Source organism: Bacteroides sp. AM44-19 (genome assembly GCF_003603395.1).
Classification (GTDB): Bacteria; Bacteroidota; Bacteroidia; order Bacteroidales; family Bacteroidaceae; genus Bacteroides; species Bacteroides uniformis.
Window position 1 is genome coordinate 1 of sequence record NZ_QTNB01000002.1, and the last position, 20103, is coordinate 20103.

Here is a 20103-nt window from a genome sequence, read left to right on the forward strand (position 1 = left end):
TAGTAACACATTTATTAGTTTGTAAATGTGTCTACCTATATCAGGATAAGACAAAATGGAGTTCCCCACTGAGGTAAATAAGTTATCCTGCTGGAGTGAATAGGTTATCCTGCTGGAGTGAATGAAGTGATATAGGCTTATCTGATGTCCGCCCCCCACATTAGTTTATTGCGAAGGGTATCAAAGAAAATATGGTTGAACCGTTTCACTACCTTTATGCTATAGTCGGCACGTGAGATGTGCAACCGGGTCGTTTCTTTGCAGGACTCGCTACGGCCGTCGATGGCAACCAAGAAGTTGTGGCTGCGGCTTTCCACATCAAGTGTAATTTCCCAGTCGTCACAAATGACGATGGGACGGACGTTGAGGCTGTGTGGAGCCACCGGGGTGATGGCGATGGTTTTACTGTGGGGCACAATGACCGGACCGCCGACGCTGAGTGAGTAGGCGGTGGAACCGGTAGGTGTGGAGATAACCAGGCCGTCAGCTTGATAAGTGGTCAACGGAGCGCCATTGATGGCGGCGTGGATACTGATCATGGACGAACTGTCCCGCTTCAATACGGCTATCTCATTGAGGGCGTAAGGGGATTGCATCAAGCGTTCATCGTCGCACCTCAGTTGCAGTACACTACGCTCTTCCACCTTATAGTGATTATTGTAGATTTCATCGAAGGTCTCTTCCATCTCTTCCGGTGAGATGTCGGCAAGGAAACCCAGCCGGCCGGTATTGATGCCCAATATGGGGATATTCTTCTTTCCTACACGGCTGGCTGCTTTTAGGAAAGTGCCGTCGCCACCGATGCTGATAACCATGTCGGCACAGAAATCATCTCCGTCAAACAATTCGGCGTCAGGTATGTTTAAATGTAAATCGGCAGTCAGGAAGTGATGGAATTCCCGGCAGATGCAGAGCTGTGCATTATGCTGTCCGAGCAACCGGAAGAGGTTTTCTGCATGCGAGGATTTCTTTGCTTGGTAGGTATTTCCGAATATGGCAAATTTCATAATCAATTCTGTTGGATTGAAGTGCAAAGATGCTATTTTTTTCTCAGAATGCTGCCAATATATAACTATTATTTGTACTTTTGTCCCAAACTATAAACCGAATTATGACTAGATTAAGCGTTAATATAAATAAGGTGGCAACGCTGCGCAATGCCCGTGGAGGTGATGTCCCGAATGTTGTGAAGGTAGCGCTGGATTGTGAAGACTTTGGTGCTGATGGCATTACGGTGCATCCCCGTCCTGACGAGAGGCATATCCGCCGTAAGGATGTATATGATTTGCGGCCGTTGCTGCGGACAGAGTTCAATATCGAGGGGTATCCTGCACCCGAATTTATGGATTTGGTCTTGAAGGTGAAACCGCATCAGGTAACTTTGGTGCCCGACAGCCCTACACAGCTGACTTCAAACGCAGGCTGGGATACCAAGACCCATTTTGACTTCTTGAACGAAGTGTTGGATGAGTTCAACAATGCTGGTATCCGTACTTCCGTATTTGTTTCCACCGATGCCGAAATGATAGAATATGCTGCCAAAGCCGGTGCCGACCGCGTGGAGCTATATACGGAACCTTATGCTACGGCTTATCCCAAAGGACGGGAAGCGGCTGTAGCTCCTTTTGTCGAGGCTGCCAAGGTGGCCCGCAGCTTAGGCCTGGGGCTGAATGCCGGACATGACCTGAGCCTGGTGAATCTGAATTATTTTTATCAAAACATTCCGTGGCTGGACGAGGTGTCCATCGGGCATGCGCTGATTAGTGACGCGCTGTATCTGGGATTGGAGCGTACGGTCAAGGAATATAAAAACTGTCTTCGCTGATGAATGTAATGTTGTTATTGGCCCAAGTGGCTCCGGCACTGACTGACTCTATTGCAGGTGCCAATCCGGTACTGACACAAGTAAACGCTTCCGACGAAATGAACTTATGGAGCATGGCCGTCAAGGGCGGCTGGATTATGGTTGTCCTGGGCTTGATGTCCGTACTTTGCTTTTACATCTTGTTCGAACGCAACTATGTTATCCGGAAGGCGGGGAAAGAAGACCCCCAGTTCATGGATAAGATAAAGGATTATATTTTGGGTGGGGAATTGAAAGCTGCCATTGCTTATTGTCGCAGTGTGGATACTCCCTCGGCCCGTATGATTGAAAAGGGTATCAGCCGTTTGGGACGCCCGGTGAACGATGTGCAGGCTGCCATCGAGAATGTGGGTAATATTGAGGTTGCCAAACTGGAGAAGGGAATGACGATTATGGCCACGATTTCCGGTGGCGCTCCTATGCTAGGCTTCCTTGGCACGGTGACGGGTATGGTACGTGCATTTTGGCAAATGGCAAATGCCGGAAATAATATTGATATAACGTTGCTTTCCGGTGGTATTTATGAGGCGATGATTACTACGGTGGGCGGTTTGATAGTCGGTATCATAGCTATGTTTGCCTACAATTACCTGGTGACATTGATAGATGGCGTGGTCAACAAGATGGAAGCCAAGACAATGGCATTCATGGATTTGTTGAACGAACCGGCGAAATGATTAATTAAAGAATTAAGAATTAAAACTTAAAGGCGTGTTAAAACGTAGAGCTAAAATATCACCCAATTTCAGTATGGCGTCCATGACGGACCTGATTTTCCTGCTGCTGATTTTCTTTATGATAACATCTACCATGGTATCGCCCAATGCTATCAAGGTACTGCTGCCGCAGGGAAAGCAACAGACTTCTGCAAAGCCTTTGACAAGAGTCATCATAGATAAGAATCTGAATTATTATGCTGCTTTTGGCAATGACAAGGAACTGTCTCTGACGCTTGAAGAATTGACTCCTTTCCTACAATCGTGTGCGGAGAGGGAGCCTGAAATGTATATAGCTTTGTATGCTGACGAAACAGTGCCTTACCGGGAAATCGTGAAGGTGCTGAACATTGCAAACGAGAATAAATTCAAGATGGTGCTGGCTACACGACCACCGGAAAACTAAATCGTACATTGTACATGGCTAAATTGTAAATGCAATGGTGAATCGGAAGAAGAAAGGAAAATATATAGGTATGGCAGGTGCACTTGTGGTGCATGTTGCCATTATTGCCCTTCTGATACTGGTAGGATTCACACCGCCGGAACCCTCGGAAGAAGGCGGTGTACCCGTTATGCTGGGAGAGGTGCCCGATGCACTGGGCGCTGCCGACCCTTCTTTAGTAAAGGTGGATGTCATGCCGGAGGAAACCGCTCCTCAGGTGCAGGAAACGGTGGAGCAGGACATCATTACGCAGGAAACTGAAGAAACCGTTGCCATAAAGCCCAAAGCCGAACCCAAGAAAAAGGAGGAGGTGAAGAAACCGGAAAAGACGGAAGCCGAAAAAGCGGAAGAGGCCCGCAAACTGGCAGCGGCAAAAGCCGAACGGGAACGTAAGGAAGCCGAGGAAGCTGCCCGTAAACGGGTAGCTGGCGCTTTTGGCAAAGGTGCCCAAATGGGTAGTAAAGGCGATACGGAAGGCGAAGGTATTCAAGGAAGTCCTACGGGAAATGCTCCGTCCGGAGCCACTTCGGGTACGGGAGGCTACGGCTCGTTTAATTTGGGCGGACGTTCTCTTGGTGAGGGCGGATTGCCGCGGCCGGTATATAATGTGCAGGATGAAGGTAGGGTTGTGGTGACCATCACAGTGAACCCTGCCGGACATGTGATAGCAACCAGCATCAACCGCCAGACCAATACCGTCAATCCCGCATTGCGGAAAGCGGCAGAGGATGCTGCCAAGAAAGCCCGTTTCAATGCGGTAAGCGGCTTGAACAATCAGACGGGAACAATAACGTATTATTTTAATCTAAAATAAGAGGAGGAACAATTATGGGTACAGTTTATGTTTTTTTTGCCGACGGATTTGAAGAAATAGAAGCTTTTACTTCTGTGGATGTGATGAGACGCGCCGGACTGAACGTAGAAATGGTGACGGTAACCCCTGATGAAATAGTGACGGGAGCACACGATGTTCCGGTCTTGTGCGATAAGAATGTAGTGAACTGCGACTTCTTTGATGCAGAGCTTGTATTATTGCCTGGCGGTATGCCGGGTGCGTCCACTTTGGAGAAGTGTGGAGAACTGCGTAATCTGGTACTGCGTTTTGCCCAAGAGCAGAAACCGATTGCTGCTATTTGTGCGGCTCCTATGGTATTGGGTAAGCTGGGATTGCTGAAAGGCAAGAAGGCTACTTGCTATCCCGGCTTTGAACAGTATTTGGAAGGTGCCGAATGTACGGGTGCTCCGGTAGAAAGAGACGGCAATATCATCACTGGTAAAGGACCGGGCGCTGCCATGGAGTTTGCATTGGCCGTAGTGGAGCTGTTGCAAGGCAAAGAGAAGGTGCAGGAACTGAAAGAAGCTATGTGCGTAACGGATTTATGATTTAAAATCATAAATCATAAATCATAAATCATAAATCATAAATCATAAATGGTTCAGTATGCTCTGATTGTTGCCGGTGGCAAGGGCTTGCGCATGGGGACCGAACTCCCCAAACAGTTTCTCCCGATAGGGGGGAAACCTGTTTTGATGCGCACTCTGGAGGCGTTTTATGACTACAATGCTGAGATACGGATAATATTGGTGCTTCCCCACAGCCAGCAGGATTACTGGAGGCAGCTGTGCAGGGAGTACTGTTTTTCATTGCCGCATGCCATTGCAGATGGAGGGGAGACGCGGTTCCACTCCGTAAAGAACGGTTTGGCTTTGGTCAAGACACCTGCTTTGGTCGGTGTGCACGATGGGGTACGTCCATTCGTAGCCCGGGAAGTGATTGCACGCTGTTATGACTTGGCTGCCGGGAAAAAGGCTGTGGTTCCGGTAATAGGTGTGGTGGAGACCGTTCGCCGTATGGGAGGGAAAGGCAGTGTGACTGTCGGCAGGGATGATTATAGATTGGTGCAGACTCCCCAGGTTTTTGATGCGGAACTGCTGAAAGCGGCATACGAGCAGCCCTATACACCCCATTTTACCGATGATGCTTCTGTGGTGGAAGCATTGGGCGTATCTGTCTTTTTGACGCCGGGAAACCGGGAAAACATTAAAATAACCACTCCTTTTGATTTAAAAATAGCCACAGCTCTGATAGGTTCATGTTCGATTTAGCCACGCGTGACATAAAATATTTGTCGGGCGTCGGGCCGCAGCGTGCTTCGGTGCTCAATAAGGAATTGGGCATTTACTCCTTGCACGATTTGCTATATTACTTTCCATATAAATATGTAGACCGCAGTCGGATTTATTATATTCAGGAGATTGATGGGACGATGCCCTATATTCAGCTGAAAGGTGAAATACTAAGTTTTGAGACGGCTGGAGAAGGGCGCCAGCGCAGGCTGATAGCTCATTTCTCGGACGGTACGGGGGTAGTGGACCTGGTTTGGTTCCAGGGCATCAAATATTTGGTAGGGAAGTATAAAGTGCATCAGGAATATATTGTGTTCGGAAAACCGACCTTCTTCAATGGTAGAATAAATATGGCTCATCCGGATATAGACTCTGCTTCGGATTTGAAATTGTCGTCCATGGGGTTACAACCTTATTATAATACGACTGAAAAGATGAAACGGAGTTCTCTCAATTCGCATGCCATCGAGAAGATGATGAATACGGTGGTGCAGCAGTTGCGTGAGCCGTTGCCCGAGACCCTTTCTCCCGCTATACTTGCCGAGCATCATCTGATGCCGTTGACGGAAGCTTTGGTCAATATACACTTTCCCGCTAATCCGGATTTATTGCGTAAGGCACAGTATCGCCTGAAGTTTGAGGAGCTTTTTTACGTACAGTTGAATATCCTGAGGTATGCAAAAGACCGTCAGCGGAAATATCGCGGTTATATTTTTGAAAGGGTGGGCGAAGTGTTTAATACTTTCTACTCCCGTAATCTTCCTTTTGAACTGACCAATGCACAGAAGCGGGTATTGAAGGAAATCCGTAAGGATGTAGGCTCAGGAAAGCAGATGAACCGCTTGCTGCAAGGGGATGTGGGAAGTGGAAAGACGCTTGTCGCACTGATGAGTATGTTGATGGCGCTCGATAATGGCTTTCAGGCATGCATGATGGCACCTACCGAGATTTTGGCAAACCAGCACTATGAAACCATCCGTGAGCTGCTGTATGGAATGGAGGTACGTGTGGAACTGTTGACCGGTTCTGTTAAGGGCAAGCGGCGCGAAGCTATCCTTGCCGGTTTGTTGACGGGAGACATACATATACTGATAGGTACCCATGCCGTCATTGAAGATACGGTGAATTTTGCTTCGCTCGGTTTGGTTGTGATTGACGAGCAGCATCGTTTCGGTGTGGCCCAACGGGCACGGTTGTGGACAAAGAATGTGCAGCCTCCCCATGTATTGGTGATGACGGCAACCCCGATTCCCCGTACATTGGCAATGACGCTTTATGGCGATTTGGATGTGTCTGTCATCGATGAATTGCCTCCCGGACGTAAACCGATTGTCACTCTTCATCAGTTTGATAGCCGTCGGATAAGCTTGTATCAGTCCATGCACAAGCAGATTGCCGAAGGCCGGCAGGTCTATATTGTCTACCCGCTGATTAAGGAAAGCGAAAAGATTGACTTGAAGAATCTTGAAGAAGGGTATCTGCATGTTTGTGAAGAGTTTCCCGAGTGTAGGGTTTGCAAGGTACATGGAAAGATGAAACCTGCTGAAAAGGATGCTCAGATGCAATTGTTCGTATCCGGCGAGGCACAGATAATGGTGGCTACCACCGTGATTGAGGTAGGTGTAAATGTGCCCAATGCTTCGGTGATGGTGATTGAGAACGCCGAGCGTTTCGGGCTGTCCCAGCTTCATCAGCTTCGGGGACGTGTAGGACGTGGAGCTGACCAGTCCTATTGTATCCTGGTTACCGGCTACAAGTTGGCGGAGGATACAAGGAAGCGTTTGGAGATAATGGTGCGGACTAATGACGGCTTTGAAATAGCGGAAGCAGACTTGAAACTGCGTGGTCCTGGAGATTTGGAAGGGACACAGCAGAGCGGCATTGCTTTCGATCTGAAGATTGCCGATATAGCCCGTGACGGACAACTGCTGCAATATGTCCGTGAAGTAGCGCAAACGGTGGTGGATGCAGATCCACATGGCATGTTGCCTGAGAACGAGGTCTTGTGGCGACAACTGAAAGCGTTGAGAAAAACGAACGTTAATTGGGCTGCCATTAGCTGAAAAAACGGTTAAACATGCACTTTTATTGCATTTTATGTTGTAAAACATGTTTGCTTGTAAATCTCCTATCTATAGGGGATTAAGACATCTTTGCGAGCTTTACAGTTTCCTCCTCTTCGAAAAAATAGTTAATGACTGATGTCGTTTTTCAGAGAGAAATGTTACCTTTGGGAGAATTTTTGAAAATCAATCTGGATATTCGCGTAGAACAAGTGGTGTTTGATTTGCCGAGATGCTTGCAACGGATATCAAAATGAATGACGAAACGGATGAATTTTAATTGGATAAAAACTGCTTTATTGGCTGCGACGGCAATGGTTAGCTTGAATTCTTTCTCGCAAGACCTGATTGCCCGCCAGGCCCCCATCGACAGAAAACTTAAGAGTGTAGATTCACTGGCTTTGCAAAAACAGATACGTGCGGAACAATCATTGTATCCGGGTTTGGATTTGTATCCCAACTGGAATAACGAATTCGTACAAGCCTATGGCAATGCGATTGTGCCTGAGAGCTATACATTTGATTTGACCGGTTTTTGTATGCCTACTCCCAATACCCGTATCACAGATGTATTCGGTTACCGTCCCCGGAGAAGAAGAGCTCATTATGGTTTGGATATCAAGGTGTATGTAGGCGATACAATCCGTGCGGCTTTTGATGGAAAAGTACGCGTTGTCAAGAATCAAGGTCGTCGTGGATACGGCAAATACGTCGTTATTCGTCACGACAATGGCTTGGAAACAGTTTACGGACACTTGTCTAAACAATTAGTTGATACAAACCAGTTGGTAAAAGCCGGCGAACCGATTGCATTGGGAGGAAATACCGGACGTTCTACCGGTTCACACCTTCACTTTGAAACCCGTTTCTTGGGTATTCCCATCAATCCTGCGCTTATGTTTGATTTTGAAAAGCAGGATATCGTAGCTGATTCCTATACTTTCCATAAGACAAAAGGCTCTTCCGGTACGGCGCGTAGCATGGCATCGGGTGAAGGTCTGTTCTATAAGGTAAAGAAGGGAGACACATTGGGACGGATTGCAGCACGTCAGGGAACCTCCATCGACAAGCTTTGCAAACTGAACAGAATTACGCGTAAAACAATCCTGAGACCGGGACAAGTATTGCGCTGCTCATAAAAACGTAAACAATCTCTATAGAAGAGGGTACTTTAATAGATTTTAGAGTGCCCTCTTTTTCTTTTTCTTTAATTATTCCTATCTTTGCAGCGCACTGTGAAAAAAGGAAATGAAAGATACCAAGCAACAATTTGAACATGTCATTGCGGTTTGCCGTGACTTGTTCTCTAAGAAACTTCATGATTACGGTCCGGCGTGGCGCATTCTTCGTCCGTCTTCCGTAACAGATCAGATATTCATCAAAGCCAACCGTATCAGAAGTATTGAAACGAAAGGGGTGACTTTGGTAGACGAAGGCATCCGTTCTGAATTCATAGCTATTGTCAACTATGGAATTGTAGGGCTGATACAGTTGGAACTTGGTTATGCCGAAGCTGCCGATATGACCAATGAAGAGGCATTGGTGCTGTATGACAAATATGCCAAAACCTCTTTGGAGTTGATGCTTGCCAAAAATCATGATTATGATGAGGCTTGGCGTAGTATGCGTATCAGTTCGTATACGGATTTGATATTGATGAAGATTTACCGGACAAAGCAGATTGAAAGCTTGTCCGGGGAGACTTTGGTTTCGGAAGGTATTGATGCCAATTATATGGATATGATTAACTATTCCGTATTCGGCTTAATTAAGATTGAATTTGGAGATTGACAAGAAACATATTGTCGGGAAAGTTTGGGTGAACCTCTGCCGTTTTCTGCTGGGGGCTTTGTTCATATTTTCCGGATTTGTGAAAGCTGTTGATCCGTTGGGTTTCTTCTATAAAATTCAAGATTACCTGACGGCTTTCGGCATGATTTCCTGGTTTCCTTCTTATGCGCCCTTGCTGGTAGGGATAGCGTTGTCTGCCATAGAGTTCAGTGTAGGTGTTTTCTTGTTTTTGGGTATACGCCGGAAGGTGGCATCTGTATTGGCATTATTGCTGATGGTTGTAATGACTCCGCTAACACTTTATCTGGCTTTGGCGAATCCGGTATCCGACTGCGGATGCTTCGGTGATGCGTGGATATTGACCAATTGGCAGACTTTCGGCAAGAACGTAGTATTGTTGGTGGCGGCAGTATCTGTATTCAAGTGGCAGGATTTACTGGTGCGTTTCATTACTCCGAAGATGGAGTGGATGATTTCCATGTATACGTTTCTATTTGTGTTTGCGTTGTCCTTCTATTGCCTGGAGAATTTGCCGATACTTGATTTCCGACCTTACAGAATTGGAGCGAATATCAAGGCGGGCATGGAAATTCCGGAAGGTGCTAAACCAAGTGTGTTTGAAAGCCGGTTCATTTTGGAAAAAGGAGGAAAGCGTCAGGAATTTACATTGGACAACTATCCGGACAGTACATGGACGTTTGTAGAATCGCGTACGATACTGAAGGAAAAAGGTTATGAACCTCCCATTCATGATTTTTCCATGATGAGTCTGGATACATGGGAAGATATAACGGACAGCGTACTGTCGGATAAAGGATATACGTTTCTGCTGGTTGCCCATCGGATAGAAGGAGCGGACGACAGTAACATCGACCTTATCAATGAAATATACGATTACAGTGTGGAGCATGGTTATGGCTTTTATGCCTTGACTTCATCTCCGGAAGACGAGATAGAATTGTGGCGTGACAAGACTGGAGCGGAATACCCTTTCTGCCAGACAGATGATATTACGCTGAAGACCATTATCCGTTCAAATCCCGGTTTGCTGTTGGTAAAGGACGGAACAATTTTGAATAAGTGGAGTGACAACCGGCTGCCTGATGAATATGTGCTGACCGATAGCCTGGACAAGTTGGAATTGGGCAAGCAGAAGCAGGAAAGTGACTTACAAACAATAGGCTATGTGTTGCTGTGGTTCATCCTTCCTCTGATGATGGTGCTTTGTGTCGATATTTTAGTCGTAAGGCGCCGGGAGAAACAACGCCTCAGACAACAATAGTATCAAATAGTAAATAGTAAATTGTCAAATAGTAAATACATTAACCCTTTTAATAATAAAACAAAATGAGAAAAAACATTGTTGCAGGAAACTGGAAAATGAACAAAACCCTCCAAGAGGGTATTGCTCTTGCAAAAGAACTGAATGAAACATTGGCTAACGAAAAGCCTAACTGTGATGTAATCATCTGTACTCCGTTTATCCACCTGGCATCTGTTACTCCTTTGGTAGACGCTGCCAAGATTGGTGTAGGTGCAGAAAACTGTGCAGACAAGGAGTCAGGCGCATATACCGGCGAAGTATCAGCTGCTATGGTTGCTTCTACTGGTGCAAAATATGTCATTCTGGGTCACTCTGAACGTCGTGCTTACTATGGTGAAACAGTTGCTATTCTGGAAGAAAAAGTAAAATTGGCTTTGGCTAACGGTCTGACTCCGATTTTCTGTATCGGTGAGGTACTGGAAGAACGCGAAGCAAACAAGCAGAATGAAGTGGTAGCCGCTCAGCTGGCTTCTGTATTCTCTTTGTCTGCCGAAGATTTCTCTAAGATTATTTTGGCTTACGAGCCGGTTTGGGCTATCGGTACCGGTAAGACTGCTACTGCAGAACAAGCACAGGAAATCCACGCTTTCATCCGTTCCTTGATTGCTGAAAAGTATGGTAAGGAAATTGCTGACAACTGCTCTATCCTTTATGGTGGCAGCTGTAAGCCTTCTAATGCAAAGGAACTGTTTGCCAACCCGGATGTTGACGGCGGTCTGATTGGTGGTGCTGCTTTGAAGGTTTCTGACTTCAAGGGTATCATCGATGCCTTTAATTAAATAGTTGAAAGCTGAAAGTTGAAAATGGATTGCATGTCGTATCTGCATAACTGTTTTCCATTTTCAGCTTTCCATTTTCCGTTATATAAAGATATTGACTCATGAAAAAGCTTGGTTTACTTTTAGTTGCATGTTTCGCTTTTGCAACGATTTCTGTAGCGCAGAATAATATTGTGAAAAGCCTGGAACGTAATGTGCCGGGACAAGGCAAGGTGACTATCCATCAAGATGCACGCATTGCGGCATTGATAGGTTCGGAGTATGTTCCTGCCGGTTCGGATGAGCAGAAAGTGATTAAAAGTTCGGGTTACCGCATACAAGTTTATGCAGGGAATAATACCCGTCAGGCCAAGAACGAAGCTTATGCGGTAGCTACCCGCATCAAGGAACATTTTCCCGAACTTACAGTTTATACCTCTTTCAATCCCCCCCGTTGGCTGTGCCGTGCAGGAGATTTCCGCAGTATCGAAGAAGCGGATGCCATGATGCGTCAGTTGCGGGCTACTGGTGTATTCAAGGAAGTTTCTATCGTGAAAGAGCAGATAAACATCCCCTTATAAAGAATTATCATGTTAGGAAAAGAAGAAATTGTATCTCCTTCATTAGATGAATTGAAGGAACATTATCACCGCATCCTTACTCTGTTGGGTGAAGATGCCGGACGTGAAGGTTTGCAGAAGACACCTGAACGGGTGGCGAAGGCCATGTTGTCGTTGACGAAAGGGTATCATATGGACCCGCACGAGGTACTCCGTTCAGCCAAGTTTCAAGAAGAATACAGTCAGATGGTGATTGTGAAAGACATTGATTTCTTCTCGCTTTGCGAACATCACATGCTTCCCTTCTACGGAAAGGCACATGTGGCATATATTCCTAACGGCTACATTACCGGACTGAGCAAGATAGCCCGCGTAGTGGATATTTTCTCTCACCGCCTGCAAGTGCAGGAACGTATGACTCTCCAAATAAAAGAGTGTATTCAGGAGACGCTGAATCCGCTGGGGGTTATGGTTGTTGTGGAAGCCAAACACATGTGCATGCAGATGCGCGGAGTAGAGAAACAGAACTCCATTACCACTACATCCGATTTTACCGGAGCATTCAACCAAGCGAAGACCCGCGAGGAATTTATGAATTTAATCAGGCATAATTCTTGACGGAGAACTCCCCGAATTGAATTTAAAAATTCAGGATGACTCTGTCTCCCAGCCGCTTTGCCATGATGCTTTTTACTTTGTTCAATTCGTTGTAGCGCTCCATGATGCTGTTACACTGGGTTTCATCATTGGCTATGGCAGGGTTCTGTAACGCAAATAGGGTATGCTTCAATTCTTCGCAGACGATGGCATATTTGAAGTTTATCATTAACCGTGGAATTAGCTCATAGAGGCGTTCTTCGTCCGTCACCATTTGTTCTATCTGTGATTTCCTTAACTGATAGCGGTTGCTGATAAGCTCCACACTCAGCTTGCTGATGACGGGGTCGGGATGCGCCACAAAATACCGTTCGGCGGTAAAACCCTCATTGTGGATACGTTCGGCAGCCTCTGTCAGGATTTGCCGGTGAAGCGGATTGTGGAAGGCAAGTTCGTCTTCTTTTAAATCATTGACTATATATTCAGTTACAGTGATAGGGGTTTCCTGCCCCTCTTCATTGGTGACATTGCACATCACCCGCTCACCATAGAGCACTACCATCTTCAGAATAAGTCGTTCGTATTTATAGAACTCCTGGCCCTCCTTGCCCTCCTGCGGGATGAAGGATACATATTCTTCCTCGGGTGGAAAAGGTGGAGGTGTTTCGGAAGGGAGACCGGCAGGCAGTGATTGGGACGGATAGCCAGCTTGTTGTGCGTCGGGGCTGGTAGCTGCAGTATGACTGCCATTGACCTCCGCTTCTGCATTGGCTCTTGCGGCATTGGCCGACCGACGCTCACGTTCTGCTCGCTCAGCTTGTTGCTCGGCTTGCTTTTCTCGACGCTTGGCAACCTCAGAAACCAGCAGTTTGTCTTCTACGTGCAATAATTGGGCGCACTCCTTGATATAGACATCACGCACAATGGCTTCGGGAATGATGGAAATGCTTTGCACAAGGTTTCCTATAAGCTCGGCACGCTTGATGGGGTCTTTTCCAGCATCTTCCAGCAACAGATTGGTTTTGAAGCGGATAAAGTCCGTTTCATTCTCTTGTATGAAGGCCTGGAACTCCGTCGCATTGTGTTTGCGGGCAAAGGAGTCCGGGTCGTCACCATCGGGCAGGAGGCAGACTTTGACGTTCATGCCTTCTTCCAGCAACATATCAATACCTCGGATAGAAGCCTTTATACCGGCAGCATCACCGTCGTAGAGCACTGTCATATTGTTGGTGAAACGATGAATCATCCGGATTTGTCCGGATGTCAATGCTGTGCCCGAAGAGGCAACCACATTCTCTATGCCCGATTGGTGCATGGAAATGACGTCTGTATAACCTTCGACCAGAAAACAACGGTCTTGTTTCACAATGGCTTGTTTGGCAAAATATATGCCGTACAGTTCATTGCTTTTATGGTAAATCTCCGATTCAGGCGAGTTGACGTACTTCACCTTGACGCCTTTGGTGGCGCCGGCAAGCACACGTCCCCCGAAAGCCACCACCTTACCGGAGAGAGTGTGTACCGGAAAGATGACCCGCCCCCAGAAGCGGTCGCGCAGTCGGTGGTCGTCCGTCTCGTAGCAGAGGCCGGTCTTGACAAGATAATCCTTTTTATAGCCTTTTTTCAAAGCTTCCTGGGCAAGGGCATCGTGGCTCTCGGTACAATAGCCCAACTGGAACTTCTCGATGATGTCATCCCGGAAGCCGCGGCTGCGGAAATAGGCCATGCCGATACTCCGTCCGTCTACGTGGTTCTTTAGGATATTCTGGAAGTAGTCACGGGCAAAGTTGTTCACAATGAAGAGGCTTTCCCGTTCGCTCTGTGCTATCTTCTCCTCGCTGGATAGTTCGCGTTCTTTGATTTCAATGCCGTATTTTTTTGCGAGATATTTCAGCGCCTCAGGATAAGACATCTGTTCGTGCTCCATGATGAAATGCACTGCATTTCCTCCTTTTCCGCAGGCAAAACACTTGCAGAGCCCTTTGGCGGGGGATACATAGAAGGAAGGGGTTTTGTCATCGTGGAAAGGGCACAGACCTACATAGTTCACACCGCGTTTGCGCAGGGTGACAAAGTCTGATACGACATCGTATATCTGTGCGGCATCAAGTATGCGGTCTATGGTGGGTTGGTCTATCATTGTCTCTTTTCTAACTTGTGCAAAAGTACATGATATTTCTTGGATAATCAAAAAATATCATATAGGAAAGAGCAGACCGGAACCCTACATCATCATAAAATTCCCGTGGATTGTATAGTCGAGTTTTTCTTTCAATCTTTGTATGTCAACCGGCTTGGACATATATCCGTTAAAGCCATTCTGCATAATCTTTTCTTTGTCCGAAGCAAAGGAGTATGCCGTTACTGCAATGATAGGTACCGTTTTGGATACTTTACGTATTTCGCGAGTAGCTTCATATCCATCCATTTTAGGCATATTGATGTCCATGATGACCACATGCGGATGAAACTTCTGATGGAGTTCCACGGCTTCCTCCCCATCCCAAGCATGAACCAACTCATAATCTTTCTGTAGGATAGACTTGAACAGCATATAGTTGCTTTCGTTGTCCTCTGCTATCAGGATTATAGGCTTTTCCTTGCTTCTCTCGTTCAGAAGAGGCATTAAAGTTAGATTATTTTCCTTTTGAGCCTCTTTCGGTTTATAAGGTATTGTAAACCAGAAAGTACTTCCTTTACCTTCTCCTTCGGATTCTACTCCGATGCGTCCTTTCATTTTTGTGACAATGTTTTTGCATATTGAGAGCCCTAATCCCGTTCCTTGTATAAAGGTGTTTACTTTGGTAAACCGTTCAAATATTTTCTTCTGATTCTCTAGTGAGATGCCTATGCCCGTATCTTTTACGTAGAAATAGAGTTCTTCTCCACGGATTTTGTATCCAAACATAATCTCACCTTTCTCTGTAAATTTTGCAGCGTTGACCAGCAGGTTGATGAGGACTTGAGAGAGACGGTTATGTTCTGTCTGTACATAACAAACTGGTACTTCAGGAACGAATTGTAGGGCAACACCTGTTTGCAGTCTGCCTCGTACAGTGTTTTCCACATCTTTTGCCAACTGATTTAAGTCGACATTCTGATAATTGAATTCCAGTGTATTTGCTTCTATTTTTGAAAGATCCAGGATGTCACTTACCAGTTGCAATAGCAACTGGTTGTTGGTTTCTATGATACTGATGAACTCTTTGCGTTCGGTTTCGTTTTCGGTTGCAGTCAGCAGGCTGGAGAATCCTACGATGGCATTCAAGGGGGTACGTATCTCGTGGCTCATATTGGCTAGAAATGCAGATTTCAGCCGGTCGGATTCTTGGGCTTTTTCTCGTGCTCGGATAAGCGCTTCTTCTTGCCTCTTGCGTTCTGTTATCAGTAAAAGGGAGCCGACAAGCGATATTGGATAGCCGTTCTTGTCGCGCTGGTCAATTACTGCGTTGGTTTCCATCCAATCTGTTATTTTTCGCCCTTCTACTTCGGTGATGATACGATATTCTTCTTTGATATGCTGCAACTTGCCTGAAATGAGATTTTCATGTACATGGTGCATACGTTCGAAGTCTTCCGGGTGTATCTTTCGGAAATATTCTGACGCCTTGATAATATCTACTTGGACTGTAGAGTTCTTCTCCTTTGTAAAGTTCATGTGGTCTAATATCTTTTGTGCTTCGCAATAAATCAGACCCTCCTTTAAATCCCAGCGCCATGGTATGATGCGTGCTATGCCCAATGTCATTTCCAGTTTTTTATTAATCTCTCGCAATGTGTTTTCGGCATCTTTGCGCGCTGTAATATCTACGGCAAAGACATCCAAAGTGTGTTTTTGGGATGCCGGGCAAAGAATGAATTCGTAAAAGCTGTTTGTTTGTTTGAAGTAATGAGTAAATGTTACCGTTTGCTTTTCTTGGAATACCATTTCCATGAAATGTGTTAGGTGCTCTATTTGGGAGAAGGCATTTTTTTGTGAACCATCGGTAGTTGGCGTAAACTGGTCGTTGAAAATAATATTGCCGCATCGATAGCTCATATCTGCTATCTGTCCCGTTTTGTCGAAGAAAACCTCTATTTGAGTATAAGATATCGGCATATTACGTAAAAGGGTATCATGGGCACTTAGCAAGGTGATTTTCTTTTGCTGGAACCGATAAATGACTAAAGCTATGATAAGTAGTGAGAGTATCAACACTACTCCGCAAATAATCCACCATTGATACTTCTGCCAGAATGTAAGCGGTTTATTGATGAATACCGAGTCCTTAGGACAGAGTGTGGTGTCCAGACCGTCCATCTGCAGTTGCTGGTAGTTGATGAAGGGATAGGATTTCTTGCTATATGTAAATGGGATATTCTGTGCATCCTCTCCTGCAAATATCTGTTTGAGGGCTGAAGAAAGCGCGTTTTGCACTTCCATGCGGTCATAGAAATATCCTCCCGCAAACCCCTCTTTACCCACATAGGCATTCCTTAATGCAAATACGGGTTGAGGCGATGATGCAACTAACTGAAAGTCTCCACTGATGAGTGTAGGAAAACCGAGTAGATTCTTACGCTCGTAAAACCATGTGGAAAATAGCATACCCGTCTCCGGTTCATCATTTAGCAGATATGCCTGTAATTCGTTTTGGTTTCTTTCATTACCTATTAAGCGTTCATAGTGGAGGTTTGGATACTTTGACGTTATATAGGCATGAATAAGCCGGTCCAAGTCTTGGTTATGATAGAGTTCATCTGCTGCGAATACAATCGTTTTCATTTTTGGCAGCATCTGTACCATCATGTCGATGGTCTCTTTGTACATATACGGCGTTTCGATAAAAGTAAAGTTGTATTGCGGCTGCAGGTCAACCAGAGGAGATGTGATGGCATTGGAAATGTGTATAGGACGTCCGGTGAAATAATATTCCCGTGGAGCATACGTGTCTTCGTTGCCGATCAATACTATTGGAATATTTCCCCACTCACTCAAAATACGTTCCCTTAAAGTAAAAGCCATGTTGCCGAGAAGTACAAGATAATCGGGTTTCTTATCCTGGAAACGTTCGAAAATGCCATTCTCCATCCGGATATACAATGAGTCATTACGAATGAACGTCCCGTTCATGTGTACTACATCGGCTGTGATGTCCTCTATAGGAGATGTTTGCAGCAGGATGGGAGTTATAAGTTCTTGGCTCCAGGGTGCGCTTTCATTGTACGAGTTTATAATAAGTAATCTGCGGTGTTTGCCGACTATGGTTGCTGTGGCAAAAGCCGAACTTAAATATAAAAAAAGGAAACATAAATTGATTATGCATCTTTTATCTAGAAAAATTTTCATAACCTGATTTTTCAAGTAGTATATTGTCTAATGGCAATTTAATTGCCACGTGTTATTTATACAAAAATAATACAAATGCATTTTAATCGTAAAATATAGTTGCTAAAATTAAAAATAATTAACGGCGTCTTTTTATTCTATACACTGGAAGTTTAATGTAATTATTATTTTATATATCTGTTTTGTGTTGTCTAGCAAGTGAGTACAAGGGTGAGAGGAGATAGAAAAGGAAGTTGGCAGATTGTAATAAAAAGATAAAAAGGATATTTTCATCTTGAAAAAAGTGATATTTTTGCACCCGCTTTTGAAAATGGTACCGGAGACATTTTTTTGTCTTTTAGTGTCAACTGTTAGGATTTCCGGTGATTCATGCACCTCTTCAAAGGGCTACTTCGACGGATAGCCTGAGGTGGTGACTGTCTTTTTCATCCGGGGTGTTTAGTTGGGATAAAAGTGTGTACCTTGGCATCGAGGCACACACTTGTTGATTGTTTATCTAATCTTTTCCCTGATTTTAGTCAGATACTTCTTCATGCCTTCTGCATCCTTATTGCTGATGATTTCCAGCAGGTTCTTCAGTTCCAGGCGGATGTTCTCCACTTGTGAGGGGGTGCGCGGATTGAAGAGAATTTCTTGGAGCAGGTAGTCGTCTTCACTCAGCAGGCCTTTGGCAATGGCCATGTGCTTTTTGAAGGTGGTGCCCGGAGCTTCCTGGTGTTTCATTACCGCTGCAAACACGAAAGTGGATACAAACGGAATGGATAAGGAGTATGCCACAGTCTCATCATGCTCGTCGAAGGTATATTCAAAGATGTTCAGCTTCATGGTCTGGTAGAGGTCCTTGAAGAAGATTTTCCCCAAGTGGTCGCCTTCGCTGATGATGATGGCATTCTCCGTATTCAGATTGTTGAGGCTGGCAAAAGTGGGACCGAACATAGGATGCGTCGACACGTAGCGGAAGCCGCTTTCATCGTAGAATTTCTTCAATCCGGTCTTTACCGAAGCGATGTCGCTGATGATGCAGTCTTTGGGCAGTACAGGCAGCACTTGGCGGAAAGCGTCCAGCGTGTATTTCACCGTAACGGCATTGATGACCAGCTCCGGCTCGAAGTCCTTGATTTCTTCCAGTGTGGTGAAGCGGTAGGTGTTGTAGACAAAACGCAGTTGGTGCGGATTGACGTCGAACACAGCCGTCTCGTGCTGGAAACTCAGGATGTCTGTGAAGAAAGAGCCCATTTTCCCGGCTCCAAGTATTAATATTCTCATGATGTTTAATGTGCCAATTACTTATTTATAATTTCCATCTGCTGTCTTACACTCTCTTCGTGTATCGCCTCAAATACCTTTTTGATGAATTCAGCATCCATGCCACACAATGCGCCTTGCGAGCCGCGTTTCTCGAGGATTTCGTTGTAGCGTCCGGTTTGCAGGATGGTCATGTCATGCTCTTTTTTGTATGTACCGATTTCACGTGCCACACGCATCCGTTTGGCCAGCTCCTGAATAAGATTGTTGTCGCATTCGTCTATCTGCTTGCGCAATTCGCTGAGGTTCTCGGTGCTTTGTGTTTCCTTGCGGATGACCAGCAGGTTGAGGATGTAATCCAGCACATCCGGGGTGACTTGCTGGGCTGCATCGCTCCAGGCACAGTCCGGGTTGCAGTGGCTCTCGATAATCAGTCCGTTGAAGCCCAAATCCATAGCTTGCTGGCAGAGTGGAGCAACCAGTTCGCGCTTTCCACCTATGTGGCTGGGGTCACAGATAATAGGAAGGTTGGGAATTCGGCGGCGCAGCTCAATGGGGATATGCCATTGGGGCAAGTTACGGTAGAGCTTTTTGTCATAGCTGCTAAACCCGCGGTGGATGGCACCCAGACGTTTCAAGCCTGCATTGTTGATACGTTCCAAAGCTCCAATCCACAGCTCCAGGTCAGGATTTACCGGATTCTTCACCAGTACCGGGATATCTACGCCTTTCAGTGCATCGGCAATTTCCTGTACGGCGAAAGGATTGGCGGTGGTACGTGCACCTACCCAAAGAAGGTCAATTCCAGCCTTCAGGCATTCGTATACATGTTTGGCGGTAGCAACTTCTGTTGAAACGTACATGCCGGTTTCTTTCTTTACCTCCTTCAGCCATGCAAGGCCGTCTACGCCTACTCCTTCGAAGCCGCCCGGTTTGGTGCGCGGTTTCCAGATGCCGGCACGGAATAGCTTGAGGCCTTTGTCTGCCAATTGTTTGGCGGTGCTCATTACTTGTTCTTCGGTTTCGGCACTGCAGGGGCCGGCTATTACCATAGGGCGTTTGTCTTCAACACCAGGTAATGTGATAGGTTCTAATTCGAGTTCCATATTCTTTATTTGTTTAATAATATTCTTTAATTATGCTTTTTCTTCCTTGTGACGTTTCCTCCTTTTCAGAAGACTTTCTGAGCAAGGTCCCGGAGATTTAGTAAAACGTCGGAGAAGATTTACTAAATCGTTCCTCCCGTTTTAGTAAATCTCCGGTGGAGTTTTAGTAAACGGGATT

General features: G+C 45.7%; 18 protein-coding genes. 13 read left to right on the forward strand and 5 right to left on the reverse strand.

Features of this window, described 5'->3' with window-relative positions:
• Positions 1-137 precede the first annotated feature (137 nt).
• Positions 138-1007: an NAD kinase gene (locus tag DW947_RS04555; protein WP_005829945.1), complete on the reverse strand. Its 870-nt coding sequence runs from the start codon at positions 1005-1007 to the stop codon at positions 138-140.
• 104 nt (positions 1008-1111) lie between these two features.
• On the opposite strand from DW947_RS04555, the gene DW947_RS04560 reads away from it, so the two are divergent.
• The 13 genes from DW947_RS04560 (at position 1112) to folE (ending at position 12266) form a co-directional block, all read left to right on the forward strand.
• Positions 1112-1825, forward strand: a complete 714-nt coding sequence (locus tag DW947_RS04560; protein ID WP_005829949.1) for a pyridoxine 5'-phosphate synthase — start codon at positions 1112-1114, stop codon at positions 1823-1825.
• Positions 1825-2541, forward strand: coding sequence for a MotA/TolQ/ExbB proton channel family protein (locus DW947_RS04565; RefSeq protein ID WP_005829951.1), 717 nt, complete (start codon positions 1825-1827; stop codon positions 2539-2541). Before DW947_RS04560 ends, DW947_RS04565 begins: the two co-directional genes overlap by 1 nt.
• Before the next feature lie 34 nt (positions 2542-2575).
• Entirely contained in the window at positions 2576-2986 is a 411-nt protein-coding gene (locus tag DW947_RS04570; RefSeq protein ID WP_005833355.1) for an ExbD/TolR family protein, read from the forward strand.
• Positions 2987-3020: 34 nt separating this feature from the next.
• Complete coding sequence (locus tag DW947_RS04575) at positions 3021-3839, forward strand: TonB family protein (protein ID WP_005829957.1); 819 nt, start codon at positions 3021-3023, stop codon at positions 3837-3839.
• 14 nt (positions 3840-3853) lie between these two features.
• Positions 3854-4408 (forward strand): DJ-1 family glyoxalase III, encoded by a 555-nt coding sequence (locus DW947_RS04580; protein WP_005829959.1) that lies wholly within the window; start codon positions 3854-3856, stop codon positions 4406-4408.
• A gap of 48 nt (positions 4409-4456) precedes the next feature.
• A complete protein-coding gene (locus tag DW947_RS04585) occupies positions 4457-5131 on the forward strand; it encodes a 2-C-methyl-D-erythritol 4-phosphate cytidylyltransferase (protein WP_005829961.1) in 675 nt (224 codons plus the stop codon).
• Entirely contained in the window at positions 5119-7215 is a 2097-nt protein-coding gene (gene recG / locus DW947_RS04590; RefSeq protein WP_005829964.1) for an ATP-dependent DNA helicase RecG, read from the forward strand. Before DW947_RS04585 ends, recG begins: the two co-directional genes overlap by 13 nt.
• A gap of 269 nt (positions 7216-7484) precedes the next feature.
• A complete protein-coding gene (locus tag DW947_RS04595) occupies positions 7485-8354 on the forward strand; it encodes a M23 family metallopeptidase (RefSeq protein ID WP_005837478.1) in 870 nt (289 codons plus the stop codon).
• A gap of 109 nt (positions 8355-8463) precedes the next feature.
• Positions 8464-9006, forward strand: coding sequence for a DUF1599 domain-containing protein (locus DW947_RS04600; protein ID WP_005829969.1), 543 nt, complete (start codon positions 8464-8466; stop codon positions 9004-9006).
• Positions 8996-10288, forward strand: coding sequence for a BT_3928 family protein (locus DW947_RS04605; RefSeq protein ID WP_005829971.1), 1293 nt, complete (start codon positions 8996-8998; stop codon positions 10286-10288). The genes DW947_RS04600 and DW947_RS04605 overlap by 11 nt, the downstream gene beginning before the upstream one ends.
• A gap of 65 nt (positions 10289-10353) precedes the next feature.
• Positions 10354-11109, forward strand: coding sequence for a triose-phosphate isomerase (gene tpiA, locus DW947_RS04610; protein WP_005829974.1), 756 nt, complete (start codon positions 10354-10356; stop codon positions 11107-11109).
• Between the two features lie 101 nt (positions 11110-11210).
• Positions 11211-11669, forward strand: a complete 459-nt coding sequence (locus DW947_RS04615; RefSeq protein WP_005829980.1) for an SPOR domain-containing protein — start codon at positions 11211-11213, stop codon at positions 11667-11669.
• Positions 11670-11678: 9 nt separating this feature from the next.
• Positions 11679-12266 carry a GTP cyclohydrolase I FolE gene (folE, locus tag DW947_RS04620; protein ID WP_005829983.1) on the forward strand — a complete coding sequence of 196 codons (588 nt, stop codon included), beginning with the start codon at positions 11679-11681 and terminating at the stop codon, positions 12264-12266.
• Positions 12267-12288: 22 nt separating this feature from the next.
• On the opposite strand, the gene dnaG is transcribed toward folE, so the two are convergent.
• The 4 genes from dnaG to DW947_RS04645 all read right to left on the reverse strand — a co-directional run bounded on the left by dnaG (position 12289) and on the right by DW947_RS04645 (position 19925).
• Positions 12289-14385, reverse strand: a complete 2097-nt coding sequence (gene dnaG, locus DW947_RS04625) for a DNA primase (protein ID WP_057255821.1) — start codon at positions 14383-14385, stop codon at positions 12289-12291.
• A gap of 84 nt (positions 14386-14469) precedes the next feature.
• Positions 14470-17574 carry a response regulator gene (locus tag DW947_RS04630; RefSeq protein WP_117963336.1) on the reverse strand — a complete coding sequence of 1035 codons (3105 nt, stop codon included), beginning with the start codon at positions 17572-17574 and terminating at the stop codon, positions 14470-14472.
• Between the two features lie 492 nt (positions 17575-18066).
• Positions 18067-18840: a prephenate dehydrogenase gene (locus DW947_RS04640; protein ID WP_005829995.1), complete on the reverse strand. Its 774-nt coding sequence runs from the start codon at positions 18838-18840 to the stop codon at positions 18067-18069.
• A gap of 17 nt (positions 18841-18857) precedes the next feature.
• Complete coding sequence (locus DW947_RS04645) at positions 18858-19925, reverse strand: bifunctional 3-deoxy-7-phosphoheptulonate synthase/chorismate mutase type II (protein WP_005829998.1); 1068 nt, start codon at positions 19923-19925, stop codon at positions 18858-18860.
• Positions 19926-20103 lie beyond the last annotated feature (178 nt).

Bases quoted from the DNA above. Each gene is read 5' to 3' on its own strand.
- DW947_RS04580 (WP_005829959.1), top strand. From the start codon at position 3,854: ATGGGTACAGTTTATGTTTTTTTTGCCGACGGATTTGAAGAAATAGAA.
- DW947_RS04640 (WP_005829995.1), bottom strand. From the start codon at position 18,840: ATGAGAATATTAATACTTGGAGCCGGGAAAATGGGCTCTTTCTTCACA.
- DW947_RS04565 (WP_005829951.1), top strand. From the start codon at position 1,825: ATGAATGTAATGTTGTTATTGGCCCAAGTGGCTCCGGCACTGACTGAC.
- dnaG (WP_057255821.1), bottom strand. From the start codon at position 14,385: ATGATAGACCAACCCACCATAGACCGCATACTTGATGCCGCACAGATA.
- DW947_RS04585 (WP_005829961.1), top strand. From the start codon at position 4,457: ATGGTTCAGTATGCTCTGATTGTTGCCGGTGGCAAGGGCTTGCGCATG.
- DW947_RS04630 (WP_117963336.1), bottom strand. From the start codon at position 17,574: ATGAAAATTTTTCTAGATAAAAGATGCATAATCAATTTATGTTTCCTT.
- DW947_RS04595 (WP_005837478.1), top strand. From the start codon at position 7,485: ATGAATTTTAATTGGATAAAAACTGCTTTATTGGCTGCGACGGCAATG.
- DW947_RS04615 (WP_005829980.1), top strand. From the start codon at position 11,211: ATGAAAAAGCTTGGTTTACTTTTAGTTGCATGTTTCGCTTTTGCAACG.
- recG (WP_005829964.1), top strand. From the start codon at position 5,119: ATGTTCGATTTAGCCACGCGTGACATAAAATATTTGTCGGGCGTCGGG.
- DW947_RS04645 (WP_005829998.1), bottom strand. From the start codon at position 19,925: ATGGAACTCGAATTAGAACCTATCACATTACCTGGTGTTGAAGACAAA.
- folE (WP_005829983.1), top strand. From the start codon at position 11,679: ATGTTAGGAAAAGAAGAAATTGTATCTCCTTCATTAGATGAATTGAAG.
- DW947_RS04555 (WP_005829945.1), bottom strand. From the start codon at position 1,007: ATGAAATTTGCCATATTCGGAAATACCTACCAAGCAAAGAAATCCTCG.
- tpiA (WP_005829974.1), top strand. From the start codon at position 10,354: ATGAGAAAAAACATTGTTGCAGGAAACTGGAAAATGAACAAAACCCTC.
- DW947_RS04560 (WP_005829949.1), top strand. From the start codon at position 1,112: ATGACTAGATTAAGCGTTAATATAAATAAGGTGGCAACGCTGCGCAAT.
- DW947_RS04600 (WP_005829969.1), top strand. From the start codon at position 8,464: ATGAAAGATACCAAGCAACAATTTGAACATGTCATTGCGGTTTGCCGT.
- DW947_RS04575 (WP_005829957.1), top strand. From the start codon at position 3,021: ATGGTGAATCGGAAGAAGAAAGGAAAATATATAGGTATGGCAGGTGCA.